Origin of the sequence: Bacteroides sp. AM16-13 (genome assembly GCF_003602705.1) — a bacterium.
GTDB lineage: Bacteria > Bacteroidota > Bacteroidia > Bacteroidales > Bacteroidaceae > Bacteroides > Bacteroides xylanisolvens.
This window is the reverse complement of the sequence record NZ_QTLK01000035.1, coordinates 33,783-51,003: the sequence shown is the minus strand read 5'-3', so window position 1 is coordinate 51,003 and position 17,221 is coordinate 33,783. Positions and strand designations below refer to the sequence as shown.

At 38.0% G+C, this 17,221-nt stretch carries 12 protein-coding genes; 8 read left to right on the top strand and 4 right to left on the bottom strand.

The window, feature by feature from the left end:
• Window positions 1–45: 45 nt before the first annotated feature.
• The 8 genes from DW173_RS21610 to DW173_RS21575 all read left to right on the top strand — a co-directional run bounded on the left by DW173_RS21610 (window position 46) and on the right by DW173_RS21575 (window position 9,373).
• Window positions 46–630, top strand: coding sequence for a restriction endonuclease subunit S (locus DW173_RS21610; RefSeq protein ID WP_120145205.1), 585 nt, complete (start codon window positions 46–48; stop codon window positions 628–630).
• Between the two features lie 8 nt (window positions 631–638).
• Complete coding sequence (locus tag DW173_RS21605; protein WP_118194668.1) at window positions 639–1,289, top strand: abortive infection family protein; 651 nt, start codon at window positions 639–641, stop codon at window positions 1,287–1,289.
• Complete coding sequence (locus tag DW173_RS21600; RefSeq protein WP_118194666.1) at window positions 1,270–4,428, top strand: type I restriction endonuclease subunit R; 3,159 nt, start codon at window positions 1,270–1,272, stop codon at window positions 4,426–4,428. The genes DW173_RS21605 and DW173_RS21600 overlap by 20 nt, the downstream gene beginning before the upstream one ends.
• A complete protein-coding gene (locus tag DW173_RS21595) occupies window positions 4,425–6,452 on the top strand; it encodes an AAA family ATPase (protein WP_118194664.1) in 2,028 nt (675 codons plus the stop codon). Before DW173_RS21600 ends, DW173_RS21595 begins: the two co-directional genes overlap by 4 nt.
• Entirely contained in the window at window positions 6,452–7,507 is a 1,056-nt protein-coding gene (gene mcrC / locus DW173_RS21590) for a 5-methylcytosine-specific restriction endonuclease system specificity protein McrC (RefSeq protein WP_117611029.1), read from the top strand. The genes DW173_RS21595 and mcrC overlap by 1 nt, the downstream gene beginning before the upstream one ends.
• A gap of 263 nt (window positions 7,508–7,770) precedes the next feature.
• Window positions 7,771–8,178 (top strand): helix-turn-helix domain-containing protein, encoded by a 408-nt coding sequence (locus DW173_RS21585; protein WP_004302000.1) that lies wholly within the window; start codon window positions 7,771–7,773, stop codon window positions 8,176–8,178.
• Window positions 8,179–8,213: 35 nt separating this feature from the next.
• Window positions 8,214–8,612, top strand: coding sequence for a helix-turn-helix domain-containing protein (locus DW173_RS21580; RefSeq protein ID WP_087318907.1), 399 nt, complete (start codon window positions 8,214–8,216; stop codon window positions 8,610–8,612).
• Window positions 8,613–8,938: 326 nt separating this feature from the next.
• Window positions 8,939–9,373, top strand: a complete 435-nt coding sequence (locus DW173_RS21575) for a DUF6078 family protein (RefSeq protein WP_120145203.1) — start codon at window positions 8,939–8,941, stop codon at window positions 9,371–9,373.
• Window positions 9,374–9,473: 100 nt separating this feature from the next.
• On the opposite strand, the gene DW173_RS21570 is transcribed toward DW173_RS21575, so the two are convergent.
• The 4 genes from DW173_RS21570 to DW173_RS21555 all read right to left on the bottom strand — a co-directional run bounded on the left by DW173_RS21570 (window position 9,474) and on the right by DW173_RS21555 (window position 17,218).
• Window positions 9,474–11,564 carry a BT4734/BF3469 family protein gene (locus DW173_RS21570; RefSeq protein ID WP_120145204.1) on the bottom strand — a complete coding sequence of 697 codons (2,091 nt, stop codon included), beginning with the start codon at window positions 11,562–11,564 and terminating at the stop codon, window positions 9,474–9,476.
• Window positions 11,565–12,157: 593 nt separating this feature from the next.
• The gene (locus DW173_RS21565) at window positions 12,158–13,018 is read right to left on the bottom strand and encodes a hypothetical protein (protein ID WP_008021139.1); all 861 of its coding nucleotides are present in this window, start codon (window positions 13,016–13,018) and stop codon (window positions 12,158–12,160) included.
• Complete coding sequence (locus DW173_RS21560) at window positions 13,015–16,683, bottom strand: ATP-binding protein (protein ID WP_120145202.1); 3,669 nt, start codon at window positions 16,681–16,683, stop codon at window positions 13,015–13,017. Before DW173_RS21560 ends, DW173_RS21565 begins: the two co-directional genes overlap by 4 nt.
• Window positions 16,667–17,218: a condensin complex protein MksE gene (locus tag DW173_RS21555; RefSeq protein WP_004308256.1), complete on the bottom strand. Its 552-nt coding sequence runs from the start codon at window positions 17,216–17,218 to the stop codon at window positions 16,667–16,669. Before DW173_RS21555 ends, DW173_RS21560 begins: the two co-directional genes overlap by 17 nt.
• Window positions 17,219–17,221: the final 3 nt, after the last annotated feature.

Genomic DNA, 17,221 nt, shown 5'->3' with positions numbered 1-17,221 from the left:
TAGAAGCTAAATTAGATGGTCAAACCAACTGCTAAATTCTCATTTATGGAAGAATATAAAACATATAAATTAAGTGATTTGGTGGATTTTCAAAATGGTTTTGCATTTAAATCTACAGATTTCCTTTGCAATGGAAAATATAAAATCATAAGGATAAAAGAACTAAAGAATGGTTTAGTCAAGTTTTTTGAAGATACAGCTTCTGTTCTTAGTGACCCTGATGAAATAATGTCAAAATTCCTAGTGAACAAAGGGGATGTGATATTTGCGTTAACTGGTGACCCAGTAAATAAGTCAAATCCTAACAGTTGGGTCGGTCGTGTCTCATTATATACACATAATGAAACCGCTTATCTCAATCAACGAACTTGCAAATTAACAAACTACAGGGGTGTTGTTCCTAAATATCTATATTATTTTTTTAGGCATTATGAAAATTTCTATTCTTTAGCATCAAAAGCCACTGGTAGTGCAAATCAAGCGAATATTTCAACAAAAACACTTGGAGAAACCAATGTAGAACTTCCATCACTGAAAGTTCAAAATAAAGTAGTTGATATTATATATTCACTCGACTCCAAAATCGAGCTGAACCGCCGGATAAATGATAATTTAAAATTAATCGCCTAATATTCACTATGCTTTGGATTCGAAAATTTATTAACCAAACACCAAGTTTCAACAACTTTGAAACTCATATTTCAACCATCGAAAAAACAGTTGAAACGAATCCTGCATTATGTATAGAAACCTGTAAAAGCTTAGTTGAAAGTATTTGCAAAACAATACTTACTAATCAAAATATCGAACACGACAACTATGGGCAATTTCAAGCTTTGGTAAAGCAAACAATAAATTGTCTGATAGATACAAATGAATGCTATAAAGATGATTTATGTGAACTCGTCAGGAGAATAGCGTCAGTCTCCCAAAAACTAGCGGAAATAAGAAATATTTCCGGATTTGCGTCTCACGGTCAAGACATTAACCATGTCTCAATGAGTACAACAATGTCCTTACTGGCATACAAAATAACAGATGTGTTAGGTGGGTTTATTATACATTATTATATAAATCATGCAAGTAAAAGAGACTCACGCATACATTATGAAGACTGCCAAGAATTTAACGAACTGTTTGACGAAGAAAATCCTCTAGAATTAGGTGGAGTTATTTTATCTGCTTCCGAAGCATTATATAAACAAGACTATCAAGCATACAAAGAAATATATTTTTCATATTTAGATAACTTAGAAAAAGAACGAAAATATGTCATTTACAGAAGGTAGTTATGAAAAAGCATTGATAGCTCTCTTCGAGAACTTAGGCTATCAGCATCAATATGGCCCCAATATTGAACGGGACTATTATGTACCTTTTTATGAAGAACAATTAATTGAAAGCTTAACCACTATCAATTATGGAAAACCTCGCCTTGCAATTGACGAAGCCATATCTAAACTAAAAGATATCGAAATAGGTAGCCTGCCACAGAGGAATGAGCTTTTCATGGACTATCTTCAACATGGAATCGAGGTCTCTTTTTTCGACGGAAAAGAACAACGTAACGATATCATCTACCTGATAGATTACAATGACAAAAACATTAAGCGTAATGACTTTAAAGTTATTAATCAATGGACGTTCGTTGAAAATTCAGAAAAGCGTGCTGATATAATTCTATTTGTCAACGGTTTGCCTCTCGTTGTAATTGAGTTAAAATCTCCATCAAGAGAAGAAACAAATGTATCTGAAGCCTATCTTCAGTTACGTAATTACATGAAAGAAATTCCCTCACTTTTCGTATATAATGTCTTTTGTGTAATGAGTGACATGGCTTGCTCAAAAGCGGGAACGATCACCAGCAATGAAGACCGTTATATGGAATGGAAAACCAAAGACGGGAAATATGAAAGTTCCCAGTTTATTGATTATGATACCTTTTTTGAAGGAATATTCATAAAAGAACGTTTCATTGACATTATCAAGAATTTCATTTGTTTTTCTAAAGAAGAATCAGGTGCTGCAAAGATTTTAGCCGCCTATCACCAATATTTTGCTGTGAAGAAAGCAGTAGAACGAACTAAAAAGGCAACACAAGGTGACGGAAAAATCGGAGTATTCTGGCATACGCAAGGAAGCGGAAAATCACTATCAATGGTATTTTACGCTCATCTTCTTCAGGATGAATTAAGTCAACCAACTATAGTAGTTATTACCGACCGGAATGATTTGGACGATCAACTCTATACTCAATTCTCCAAATGCCAACAATTCTTGCGCCAAATCCCCATACAAGCAAAAAGCCGGGAAGATTTAAAATCACTATTAGCCGGACGAGAAGCCAACGGAATAATATTCACTACAATGCAGAAGTTTGAAGAATCTGACGAACCTCTTTCTCTAAGACGAAATATTGTAGTCATGACCGATGAAGCACATCGAGGACAATATGGATTTGAAGAAAAAGTAAACGAAGAAACTGGAAAAATATCAATCGGTACTGCAAGAATTATACATAATTCATTACCCAATGCGTCCTTTATAGGTTTCACAGGAACACCCATTTCTACTAAAGATCGAGATACAACAGAAGTGTTCGGCGACTATATCGACATCTACGATATGACACAAGCAGTATCCGATGGTGCAACTTGTCCTGTGTACTATGAATCTCGTGTCATCAACCTGAATCTTGACAAAGATACATTGAAAGCAATAGATGACGAATATGAAATACTTGCGTCGGAAGGTGCTACTGAAGAACAGATAGAAAAGAGTAAAAAACAAATGTCGCACCTTGAAGAGATACTTGGCGCACCTGCTACCATAGATTCACTGTGCAAAGATATTATAAATCATTACGAAGAAAACAGGCAATTTGAATTAACAGGAAAAGCAATGATCGTCGCTTATTCCCGCCCTATCGCAATGAGTATCTATCATAGAATCTTAGAACTTCGCCCCAACTGGACTGATAAAGTGAAGGTGGTAATGACAGGCAGCAATAAAGATCCGGAAGAGTGGCATGACATTATTGGCAACAAACAATACAAGAAAGAACTTGCCAAGAAATTCAAAGACAACAATGACCCTATGAAAATAGCCATAGTCGTAGATATGTGGCTTACAGGCTTTGACGTACCATCTCTAGCGACAATGTATGTCTATAAGCCAATGAGTGGGCACAATCTCATGCAAGCAATAGCTCGTGTGAACCGCGTCTTTAATGATAAAGCTGGTGGTCTTGTTGTCGACTATATCGGGATAGCCAAAGCATTGAAACAAGCAATGCACGATTATACAGTACGAGATCAAAAAAGATTCGGCAATCCCGATATCAAAAAAACTGCTCTTATTAAGTTTCAAGAGAAATTGGAAGTTTGCCGAGATATTTTCCACGGTTTTGATTATAGCAACTTCCAATCCGGCACAGATAACGATCGTGCACAAATTATCAAAGGTGGAGTCAACTTCCTCATGGACAGTAATAAGAATGATAAAATGCAACTATTCCAAAAGGAATCGTCCCTATTACATAGTTCAATCACATTATGCCGTAGCCTGCTTAATGAGCAACAACGCTATGAAGCAGCTTTTTTTGAGACAGTACGAATATTACTATCCAGAATGACAGGCAAAGGTAAAGTTTCCAAAAAAGAAATAAACGCCCGTATTGGCGAACTTATCAAACAAAGTGTAAAAAGTGAAGGTGTAATCAATTTATTCTCGGATGTAAAAGCCGAATTCTCCATTTTTGACGCAGCATTCTTGGAAGAAATATCCAAAATGAAAGAGAAAAATATAGCAATAGAGCTATTAAAGAAACTTTTGGCGGAAAGAGTTACCATATATCAAAAAACTAATTTAGTTCAAGCGGAAAAGTTTTCTGATTTATTAAACAGAGCATTATCTAACTATTTGAAAGGATTACTTACTAATGAAGAAGTCATTCAAGAGTTATTAAAGCTTGCTGCAGAAATCTCGGAATCAGAAAATCAAGGCAATGAATTAGGACTTACTGCAGAAGAAAAATCATTTTACGATGCTTTGACCAAACCGAGAGCAGTACAAGATATATATACGAACGAACAACTAATTGCGATGACAAAGGAGTTAACAGACGCCCTACGCAAAAATCGTACAATTGACTGGCAGAAGAAAGAATCCGCCAGAGCAGGGATGCGTCGTATGATAAAAAGACTTCTGAAAAAATACAAATATCCACCAGAAGAAGCTGAAAATGCACTGGAAACAGTTATTCATCAATGTGAACAATGGACTGATAATGATTCTGATAATTACAACTCATTACTCAACGAAACTAGAAAATATGATTTTCATAACGAAACATATCCTCCAATGGCGGCAGATGAAAGAATTGAATATTATACCCCAAAGAACAACAATAAAAATACCCTATTATGAATATAGACATAAATAAGTTAGAGAAGGAAATAAAAGATTATAAGGCAAATTTCTTCTCCTCTTGGAATGATGAAAAGTATAAATGGGAAGCAGTAAGCTGGTTTCAATCCCATTGGGATATCAAGTCCCCAGATTTCACACAAATGCTTAAAACTTCTCTTTCGAAAACTCAAAATCTTCTAGGAGCACAACATTATTTTCCTAGACGCATGATAAAGAATTTCGCAATGGTTGCCCCTGAAGATGTAAGGAAGATGTTTATTGATTTATATAATGAACATATTCCCCTTTCCGATCGAATTTATAAATTTATTAAAGAATCAGACTTTATACTTGAGAAATACAAAAGCACTTGGAGAAATCACTTTCAAGATTATAGAACAATAAGCACCTATTTATGGCTTAGATATCCAGAACGATATTACATATTTAAACCAAGGGAATTCTCGCGAGTATCTCAAATTTTAAATACTAGTTACACCTTCAAAAAAGGTGCTACTCCCAATACTGTATTGCAAGCATACGAATTATATAATGAAATCAAATGGATTTTACAACAAGATACAGAACTGAAAGCAATGCTTTCTGATGTCCTCACTCGCACTCCGAATTGTGATCCAGATCTCGAATTAACAACTACTACTGTAGATTTTCTATACTTTTTAGATAAGAATAATCAGAAAAGTCAAAAAACATTTCAGATAGCAGGAAAAAAACAAGAAAAAAACATTCCTCCTTTAACTTCCCCTACTTCCAAACTTCACTACTGGTGGCTAAATGCTAATCCTCAAATGTGGAGTTTGTCCAATTGGAGCATAGGAGAAATTCAGTCTTACACTTTATATAATGACAATGGAAACAAACGTCGTGTATTCCAGAATTTCTTAGATGCAGAAGCTGGTGATATAGCAATCTGTTATGAAGCAACTCCTACCAAACAAGTAGTTGCACTTGCTAAGATTTACAAAAAGAATGATGGAAAACATATCTATTTCCAAAAAACAGAATCGCTTACTTATCCTATTGATTATTCGATTTTAAAAAACTGCGAGGAACTCAATAATATGGAGTTCTTTGCTAATCCTAATGGCAGTTTATTCAAACTTACCCAAAATGAATATGATTTCATTATGGATATAATTCGAGATACAAATCCTATTAAACGAACAAATGAAAATATCAGCCGATACACAGATGAAGATTTTCTAAATGACGTATTTCTTGATGAACAAGAACTCAAAACTCTAAAAAGTATACTCAAATACAAAAAAAATATCATATTGCAGGGAGCCCCGGGAGTAGGTAAAACATACTCTGCCAAACGACTGGCCTATACAATAATGGGAGAAAAAGATGATTCAAGAATCTCAATAGTCCAATTCCATCAAAATTATTCATACGAAGATTTTGTTATGGGTTATAAACCTCAAGAAGAAAAATTCGAACTAAAGAAGGGAATATTTTACAAATCTTGTATTACTGCCGGAAATGATCCAGAACACGATTATTTTTTCATAATTGATGAAATCAATCGTGGTAATATGAGTAAAATATTCGGAGAATTATTAATGCTAATTGAAAAAGATTACCGTAATGTTAAAATAGCATTAGCACACAATGGAGAACTTTTCTCTGTGCCAAACAATCTCCACATCATAGGTATGATGAACACCGCAGATCGCAGCTTGGCTATGATTGATTATGCATTGAGAAGAAGATTCTGTTTCTACAACATGAAACCTGGATTTGATTCAATCGGCTTCCAAAAGTACCAAAATGAATTACATAATACCACTTTCGACAAATTAATTGAAACGATCAAGAGATTAAATGATGAAATATCCAGAGATGAATCACTCGGTGACGGATTCCAAATAGGACACAGTTATTTATGTGGATTAGAATCTTGTGATAAAGTAAAAGAAATTATATTCTATGACATTATTCCTATGTTACATGAATATTGGTTTGATGATAAACAAAAAGTTGATTTTTGGGAAAATGAACTAAAGAGCTTATTCTAATGACAAATGACAAAAATATATTAATCAAAAATATTTATTACATGCTAGCTTATGCCTTTCAGGTACTTAAGCGTAACAACTATGCAAATATAGCTTCTGAAAAATTCGAGCATATAGAAGACTTGTTTGCAGAAATCCTATCGCGAGGTATTTCGTATCAATTAAAACAAGGATTATATCGTGAATATGTACCAAAAACGGAATCACTACCTACAATGAGAGGGAAAATTGATATAACAAAAACTATTAAACATAGAATACAATGTCAGCAGCTCCTATCATGTGAATTTGATGAACTATCAGAAAATAATATATTTAACCAAATATTAAAAACTACAATCAGTATTCTTCTCCAAGAAAAGATAGTAGCCAAAGAACGAAAAAACAAATTAAAGAAAGTTCTACCATTCTTCGCCAACATTAATACCATTGAACCATCCATCGTAAAGTGGAACACACTCTATTTTCAACGTAATAATCAGACCTATAAGATGCTGATGAATATTTGTTATTTTGTTTTGGAAGGTTTACTACAGACAACTGAAGACGGTAAATATCACATGGCAACTTTCTCTGATGAATATATGCATCGGCTTTATGAGAAATTTGTATTAGAATATTACAAAACAGAACATCCTGAATTAAAGACCAGTACTTCCCGAATAAAATGGAATATTGACTATCAATCCGATAACAAAGCACTAGAATTACTTCCATGTATGCAATCAGATATCATGCTAGAATACAATGGAAGAACGCTTATTATTGACACCAAATATTATTCGCAAACAATGCAAAAACAATATAACAAACAAACCCTTCATTCTAACAACTTATACCAAATTTTCACCTATGTAAAAAACTATGATATACAAAATTCAAGCAATGTTGCAGGTATGCTTTTATATGCAAAAACTAATGAAGAAATTACTCCTGATTTAGAAACCAGTATATGTGGAAATAGAATCTATGTCAAAACTCTCGACTTATATACAGATTTCAAAAATATTGCTTCCCAATTAGATGAAATAATAAGCTATATAAAGATACATTAAACACATATAGACTCATTGTGTATTTTAAGCATCATTCGATGAATCCCATATTTATAAGATTATAAACAAATATTTATTTCGTTCCTCCCCAAATTACATAACCTTAAACATACTACTAACAGAAATCAGCAACAAATTCCATTAAGTAAATAACCAAAACTACAGAAACAAAAACATACACTAAAAAATAAAGCATACTTTCATTTGAATTAAACTGTTTCTTGTTATCTTTGCCTAGACGTATTCATTTAAAGAACAATAATATGGATGTTGAAATAAAAGAGAAAGAAAACCGGAGACATGTCGGACGCAATTTACAAAGGATTCGTGTATATTTAGGCATGAAACAGGAAGCACTGGCCGCCGATCTTGGTGTAAATCAGCAGGTCATTTCAAAGATTGAGAAACAAGAGGAAATAGAAGAAGGCTTTCTAAAAAGAATTGCTGAAGTGTTGGGAATATCCGAAGAAGTCATTAAAGACTTTGATGTTGAAAAGACGATTTTCAATATTAATCATCATAATTATAAGGATGCAAATATCTCTGAAGGTGCTACTACATACGCCATCGTTCAACAAATAAATCCACTTGAAAAAATAGTTGAGTTATATGAGCGTTTGTTGAAAAGTGAGCAAGATAAAATTGAGATCCTGAAAAAATATATGAAATAATCACTGCTAGATTCAGCAATCTAATATATAGAAGAATGGAAACAATAGAAAATATAAAAGCAAATCACTATCACCTTGGGAAAAAGATAGAACGTGTACGCAGACTTCGCGGTATGACTCAAACGGAGCTAGGCCAATTATTAGGAATAACCAAGCAAGCTGTTTCAAAAATGGAACAAACCGAGAAAATTGATGATGAACGATTAGAAAAAATCGCCTCTGCATTAGGAGTTACTACCGACGGATTGAAAGAGTATAACGAAGAAACTGTTTTATATAACACAAATAATTTTTACGAGAATTGCGGTGTAAAAAATGCAATTGGTAATAACCAAACATTCAATAATTTTCCCATAGAACAAACGATTGAACTCTTTGAGAAACTGTTAGAGAAACAGAAAGAACAATTTGAGAGCTTAAAAAAAGAGAAATAGATGACCTTTATAAAATACTCAACTTCGTTTATAACAATTATTTCCCTAAGGGAGTTGTAGATGAATTAATTTCCTCAAAGAACAAAGAAATTGATTGGCTAAAAATAGAGATAAAGAACCTTAAACAAGAAAGAGAAACCTTGCTGCAAATAATTAGGGATATGTATTGAATATCCCTAATTATCAAATGTTGATAAGAAATCCCCATTACATACAAATAAAACAATCCCAACGCTTCCCATTCCCAAAATAAAGTCCTACTTTTGTGAAGAATTCTGTTTGCTATATTTACAACAGTATTTCACAAATAAAATAAGCCCAACAAGATGAAAGAAGAACCTGACAGTTTGTCTGTCCCTTACAATTTTGCCCGTTGCCTCAACGCTCAATGTCCACAAGCCTCAAAATGCCTGCGCCACATAACTACACAACTTGATACAACCGACAACCTATATATCACTATCATTAATCCGGCACGTTATCCTGCGGATGGAAACCAATGCGAATGTTTCAAGACTGCTGTCAAAGTTCATGTGGCGTGGGGACTAAAACGGTTGCTCGACAGAATCCCTTATGAGGATGCAGTCAGTATCAGAATACAAATGGTCGGACACTATGGAAAAACGGGATATTATCGGTTCTATCGTGGAGAACGGGGGCTTATGCCTAAAGACCAAGCCTACATCAGACAACTATTCCGCAATAAAGGGATAAAAGAAGAACCAACTTACCAACGTTACACAGAAGAATATATTTGGTAAGTTGCTGTCATCTGTCACAGTTTAGGAGTTAATAGTTTAGTAATGAACCGATAAGACTGTGACAGCAAGAGGTGACGGCAGGGTGATGGCATTTTTGCCGTCACCTGGTTATTAGTCTTACAACATGATAGAGTGTACCGCTACGCGTATGTTTGGAAGGTATTTCTTGCTTTTTCAGTATTCTTCCGAAGGAATTAACCCTCTTGACAGACATCGGGATTGAACTGCCTTTTTGAATATCTTCCATAATCTCCGCTGGAGACAACCATTCCCCTTCTTCAGGCTGTGCGGCACGAAAATAACGGAAGAAAAGTTGCTCTTCCGGCGGGACTTGTTCAAATTCACGGTTGTTTTCCACCATGATCTTTTCTTCCTCCTGGTCGAACCAGTAACGTTCGCCATGCTCCAGTTCGTACATAGCTTGTGCGTAAAGCTGCTCATAGTCTATCGGACGGTTGGTGTCAATCACTCCGGTCACTTCAATACAAATAAAACGACGGCTGCCGGAAGGGTCGGTCAACAAGTCTTTCTGGTTACTTGTAGCTATGAATGAGGCGTACCGACGCATTTCAAGCACGGCACTGCCATGAGGTTTCTTCACATTCAGTACAGGCTTTTGCAGAATATGTTTCAGAAAGCCTTGTTGTGTCGAACTCACCTGGTCAAATTCATCGATATTGATAAGCGCAAAACGATTGAGGTAAAGTTCGGCATCTTTCTTTCGGGAGAAATCAATGCTGTCAGTATAGTAGGAACGCTCGGAAGGGGGCATTATGCTCCGGCAAAAGGTGGATTTACGTGTCCCTTGCGGTCCGACAAGTAAGGGCGAAACACTGTTTGCATACTTTTTATTGCTTCCTTTCCAATGAGAAACCATATTGAGGAACCAACGGTGGAACAAATCCATCCAATACGGATTCTTACAAGGGACGGTGGCTGCCAATGCACGAATACGGTCTTTACCGTCCCATGCGGGAAGCCGGTAGAGGAAATCTTCCAACGGGTTGAATACAGGGACGCGGTTGGAGTAAATATAACGACTAATATCCCTATCCCACAACGGGATACCTTCCATCTGTGCATCCAAAGCAATGCTGTTCAGCGCACGTTTATCGAGAGGATTGAAACGGAAACGAAAAGAAAGCCTTTCACGATATTCTACCTCACCAATTTGGGTATTATGACGGAATTCATAGCGGCGTTTCATAAATTCTTCAGTCTGCAAGGCGAGTTGCTGCTCTTTAGTCAGGCTGATATTCTTGCCGAAACCTTTGCACTCGGTATATATATTGCCAATCATTTGCCGGATAAGCTCTTCCTGTCTATACATATAGAAGTGGAAAACAGTACGTTTCACAACTTCTTCTTGTGGAAGTCCCGAAGCAAAACAGTTTTTAGCCAGTTGGACAACTAAAGGATGCCATGTGTCTTTGCTCAATTCGAGCCCCGCTTCCCGGAGATCGGCATAAGCTTTCCGAAAAGCGGCTTCGAAAAGCATCAGGAAGGCATTTTCCGCATCATATCCCGGTACGGCACGGGTTAATGGAGATTTCTCCGCCTGAACCGCTTCACGGAAAGTGGTTTCTTCGGGCATTGATGATGGTTGAGAGAGATAAAATTGGACTGAATTCGGACGATATATGATGTCCGGATCGTGGGATAATCGCGAATATTGTTCCAGAGTCGGTTCTTTGGGAAGTATATCGAACGGGATTTGGGGCTGATAACATTTCACAGCCAGTCGATAAGCATGGGCATGGAATAGTTCCGCTTCTTCCCGTGTTTTGGGAAGGGAGTTGTCCGGTCGGGTGAAGGTAGTCCATATTTTCACCGTTTTACCACTTGAACCCATAAAAACACAACGGGTTTGTGGTTGCTCACAGGCTTTTTGTTTCACTAAAGCGATTTCCGACTTATTGGATAAAGGACCGATGGTCAGTTCTACAATACCGTTGTAGTTTTTCATTTGTTTCTGACCGTTTACTTTTCGAAATTCGGCAGCAGGAATTATCTTGGGCAGTTTATCGGCAAACATACACCGTTCATCGGAAAGGGTATATCGCAGATGTTCTCTGAATGTAGAAACAGGACGGGATTTTATTTCTGTCTTTATCTTATTTACCAGTATATCAAGATCCATTACGCTAAGCGCTATCGTATCTTCGTTCTTACGAAATTGAGTAATTTTCATTAATTTGATAATAATTTGTTTTGTCAGCGTCTTTGCGATCGTTGAGACTGCTAAATTAGTCATAATATCCGAAACCGGCAAAGAAAACAAGTTTTTAATACAGAAAATTATTGATATATCAAGCATCTCTTTAACCGAAAGAAACGGGATTGCCACCACTCTATTACGGGGCAAATTAGTTTTCTCTGCTTGAAACTATAGTTCCAGCTAAGAGAAACTATAGTTTCATCGGTAAGAAACCAATGGTTTCAAGTAATTGGAACTAGAGTTTCAAGCCTATGAAACTAAAGTTTCAAACCGCAGAACCAACAGTTTCACGCCTTGAAACTGTTAGTTTAAAGGCAGGACACAACTCATAAGTACGAGGATAATAAATTGAACTACTAATCCATTGATGGCTGATACTATTTATTTTCGAGCAGCGTCTTTATTTTGTCTTTGTTTTCTAGGTGACAGCATTATTGCCATCACACTGCTGTCACACTGTGCTGTCACACTATTAAGTACTTATACTCTGTAAGTTAGATTATAATCTGTGACAGATGACAGATATATTTTGTTTTTTATTTCATAGAGATGCTGATATAACTAATCTAATACTTTATATATCCTTCTTGTTCATACGCTTTCCCATATTTATGAATCATTGCTACCAATGGTCTTAAACGTTCGTCAGAAACCAACATAGCCCTATAACGCAAATACTGATTATCATAAAGCTGCCGGTTTCCGTCCTTGAGGCGTTTCTTCACATCCGCAGGAATGAAAAATTCCGCACGGTTGCCCAATTTGACATAGAATTCATTTAAAAAGATAGAAATGCCAGCCAAATCTATATCTCCGAAATGAATATAGCGATTGGGAATTATCTTTAGCCAGTTACACAAATCCTTCGATTGCGGATAACGGGACACGAAAAGAACTTTCATTCCTTCAAACAAGTACTTTTGGGCACGGATATGCTGGAAATTCTCTCCATTCTCTATACCCACTACTACAACATCTTCAGGAATACGGAAATATTCGTAATCCTGCATGAAAATAGAAGTGCCTTGCAAGGGAGAAAGAACACATGGTTCGCCATGAAAAGTAGCTTCTATAGGCGTATAACAATTGAGGAGAAAACCTTTGAACGTACGGGTATATCTCAATTTAGAGTCCCCCGCCTTCGCCACTTGCTCCGAACGCGACACTTCATCCGGACAGTTCTTCATCTCAATCCAATCTTCCAGCTCCATGCCGGAAGTATAATTCTGGGAGATGTAGATACGGCATCCTTCCGGGTCAATCATACGAAAACTACGCTTACTCCCTCGGGGAACAATAGTGATGATTCCCTCATCCATTAATCTATTTGCTATCAGTCCATCAAACTTTGTGTAAGGTATGAGCTCGCCGCCCAGCATTTTCATAACCAGCCTCGCCATTGCCAATGTAAATAAACTGCCACTCATTTTTCTATCTTATTATAGGTTAACAATGGGACAACCTGAGTATTTGACCGCCCGTCTTTACTCAATAAATAGGTATAACGATAGTCTTCCACATTGTAAGTAGTGGGAGAACTGTTTACCAACAAAATATTCCGGCAATTGGCAAAGTCCAAAATACCTTTCACATTGTTGGGGTGTAACTTGCCTATTTCATCCATCATACAATGGATTTTAAAGTCACCAAACTTACGTGACGCCTTTTCTTTGAACACATTAATCAGCATGATATTGACCATGGCTTTTACCAGAATATCCGTACCGTCAGAACCTACATTGGCAATCTTCTCCACCCATCCCGTGTCATTATCATTCTCTTTCACGCGGAACTCCAGTTTGAATGTATCGGCAAGCGCCAACCGCCTGCGTCCCGGCTCGTCGAGCAGGAATTTCATAAACGACAACAAATGCCGGACAGCCACCGCATTGACATCTTCACGGGAATCCTGCGAGAACAAATCAACCTTTCCCATATTATATTGGTTCTCATCGCTAAACCTTTTAATCTCCAGCAATAACTGCATCAGTTTATCGCTGCTCTGAAGCGGGCGAAGAGCTATTTCCTTTATTACTCCGGCAAAATTCCGCTTGACAAAATCGTCGTTGATATCCTTTATTGTTCTGTGTATCTCGCTTTCATTACGGGTCAGTTCTCCCACTTCCTGCGAAATCCGGCGGATTATATCCGTATACCGTTCACTGATATGTTTCTGATAATCGGAAATCTTATCATTATCCACAAACTCGCACAGATTGGAAGCGAAATCATAGTAATCCTGTTCTCCAACCAGTTCCGTACGGAAATGAAACGTGTTTTTTGACGAGAAGTTTCCATTGAACTGCGTCACCGCTTTCTTGAATTCTTCTGTTTTTCTGATAGTGGATACGATGAGCGACTTCAACTCTTCCACAATAACATCGCAATTTTTCCGAGTAGGCTTCTCTCCTATTTCTGTCACAGAAGGCGGACAGAAAGTTTCATCTTTCCGGAACATATCCACTTTATTCAATCCATCCTCCAATAAGTGTAATTCCTTGTTAATCCGGTCGAGGTGCTCGTCCGCCCCTTTTTTCTGAACCTGCAACTTCTCCTTTTTCAGAGCGAAACGTTCGTCCAATGCAACTAGCTTCGCATCCTGTTCTTTCTTCCGGCTTCGCGTAGCAGGTTCTTTATCAAACAGTTCCTCCTTGTCTCTTTCATAATAAAGAACTTGCGGGCGGGATTTACCTATATAATCTAATTCTTTATTTATTTCGGCAAGCCTGTTATCATACTTGCGGATAGTGACCGTATCAGCACCCTTTCCATTCAATTCATTCTCCTGCGCCTGCTTCAATTCCTTTTTCCGCTCCGCAGTTTGCTGTTTCATCCGCTCTATCTCTTGCTGAATGCCGGCAACAAACTCCTCCAGTTCCTTGCGGAGTTCCGTCCTGCTGTCATTATACACTTTCCGGCAGGCTTTCAACAGTTTTTCCCGTTCCGCCAAATGCTTCTCCTTCTCTCCTTCCGCCACATAAAGACGATGTCCGATTTCATTCAGTTGCGCCTGCAATTCTTCGGTACATCCTCTTTTCCATTCCTCTTCCTTCGTCTTCCATGAGGCGTAATCAGCCTGCAGGTTCTTCAATTTTGCAGGAATCTGCATTCGCTCGGCTTCCATCAGATGTTGTTCTTCCAAAATACTATGTATTTGCTTCGAATACTTCTTCTCCAAAGAAGAAACAGCTTCCCCCTCTTCTTCCGTCAGTCGGGTGAGACGGTCGGTACAGAGTTGCCGGGCTGCTTGTTGCCTGTCGCGCTCCTGCTTCATTTCCTCGGGAGTGCGGACAGAACGCTCGATTGCTGTCAGATTGAGTGAAACGCCGAACAAAGTAGCTTCCTTATTCACTAATTGAGGTTGCAGTTCATTGTTGTACAACACCAGTTCCTCATCCGCCACCTTGCCTATCGTCTCCTGCCAATCCGGTTTGTTCTTCTCCAGCCATTCACACAAAGAACCTTTTCGTTTCTCAATCAAGGCGTCCAATGTTTGCAACTGTTCTTCAATCGCGCTCCGTTCTTTACGAACGGTCTCCATCTTTGTCTGAAATTCCCATTTCAATTCTTTCACTTTCCATTCACACTCCTGTCTCAACTGCTTTATTTCTCCTTGCTGCTGACGGATGCCAAGTTCCAGTTCCTTGTCCTTTTTGCGCAGTTCGTTAATCCCATCTTCACAATCGGACATTTCCTTTTGATGGGGATGTTCGTATTTCACCTTTTGAAGTTTCAGGTTACACTGTGCCTGTTCGTCGCGCAACTGCCGGATACGATTATCCACAGTCTGCACTTTCTCTTCTTGCGTTACCCTTACTTTTTCTTCTTCCACACGAAGCTGTTGCATCAATTCCTCCTGCTTGCCGGCAATCTCCGCATTCCGAGCATTTATCCGTGCTCGCTGGCTATTCTCAAAAGTACGGAAATCAGCTTCCAGTTTCTCAAACAGCAATCGGTACTTGCTCAAGACATCCTCATAAGCCCTTGTCAGTTCTGATTTCATATTCCGGACTTGTTCAAGTTCCTGAATCAGTAATTCTTCGCAAGATACCCGTTTGATGATTTCTTCAATCTGCATCTGCTCGTAATGCAGACGTTTCTCACGTATCTTTTTGAGCAAATCGTTTATTATACCTATATCCCTAATCAAGCCATCACGCTCATTGGTGTACTTTTGTTGCAGTTCACCCATAAGCCGCAGCAACCGTTCACGTTCCGTCTCGGCTTTAGCCTGTTCTTCCTTCACTAACGGAATCTCATGCAAAGCCTGTTTCTCCGCAAAGTTAAGCTCCGCACGCCCTTCACCAATCTGCTTTTGAGTATAAATCAAGTCACGATAGGCGTTCATTACTTTCTCCGCCATCTTCCGGACAGGCACTTCTCCATTCTTGTTCTTTGTAAACCAAAGCATCACGTCCCTGTATTCCTGCTCGAATTCCTTTATCTGGCTACGATAGAAGTCCAAATCGACAGAGATATCCTCATCACTCATCGAACGGATAATGGTATCTTTTATAAAGTCAGCATCCAGTTTGGAATTTAAAAAGACGTTCTGTATCGTACGGGGAATATTCTGATATTTTGCACTTTCCACAATGGCAAACTTGCGGTAGGGTATCATTTCATGCTTGCGGTTATTACCGAAAACAATGTCCCGATACATTTCATAGCTAGTCACTTGTGCAGTAATCTGAATCTTCGAACCGATATGTTCGCGGATGCGTCCCCACTCGGAATGTACCACATTGTGTTCGTCAATGAACCAGTCCTGTTGGAATGGCGCATCAATAAAACGGAAAAACACCCGTCCCTGGGATTTGGCAGCTACCACACAATACGCCCCATTCTCCCGCATCACCTCATAGATAATGTAAGAATTGGCGTATGGAAAGTAAAAAGCATCGAAGCTTTTCTTCTCCTTCGGAATGCCTAGTCTTAGTTTGTCAGCATTATAAAAGAATAGGATGGCACGGAGCAGCGTACTCTTACCGACACCTTGCGTACCTATAAAATGTACGTTCCCATCCAACTTCACTTCCGCATACGGAATATGGGCACTGTTCAGAAAAATAATCTTATTCAGGTATCTCATCTTGCACCTCCTCTGAAATTGTGATACAATCAACCAAGTCCTCCATATAATGGAAAGCCGACAATACTTTATATGTCCCGTCAAGTTCGTTTTCTTTCTCTATCAGTCCTATACTCTCCAGTTCTTTCAGCAGTTTGCCGACAACTTCATCATATTTCTTCTTATCCGAGAACAGTTTGGTTGCCTTTTCTTTCAGTTCGATATCGCATCCTATCTGAATCTCAATATCAGCAGCACGAAACAGAAAGCCCGGGCCGAATGCCGAATGATAGGTTTTCAGGAAACTCAAGTAATCAATCCACTTCTGAATTGCTTCCAGTTTACGTTCCAAATCGACTTTCGATTCCTTGCGGGTAAAGTAGTAATAACCATCACCACCTTCCAGATAAAAACCGATGCCTTTGTAGTAATCATAATAATCGGGCAAATCTTCCTCAATGGCATCATACAAGCGTTTCACTTGGGTAGAGACACTATTGGAAGAAATGAATCCCCCTTTGCTAAGTATATTAAATATCTCTTCAGTATATTTCATAGT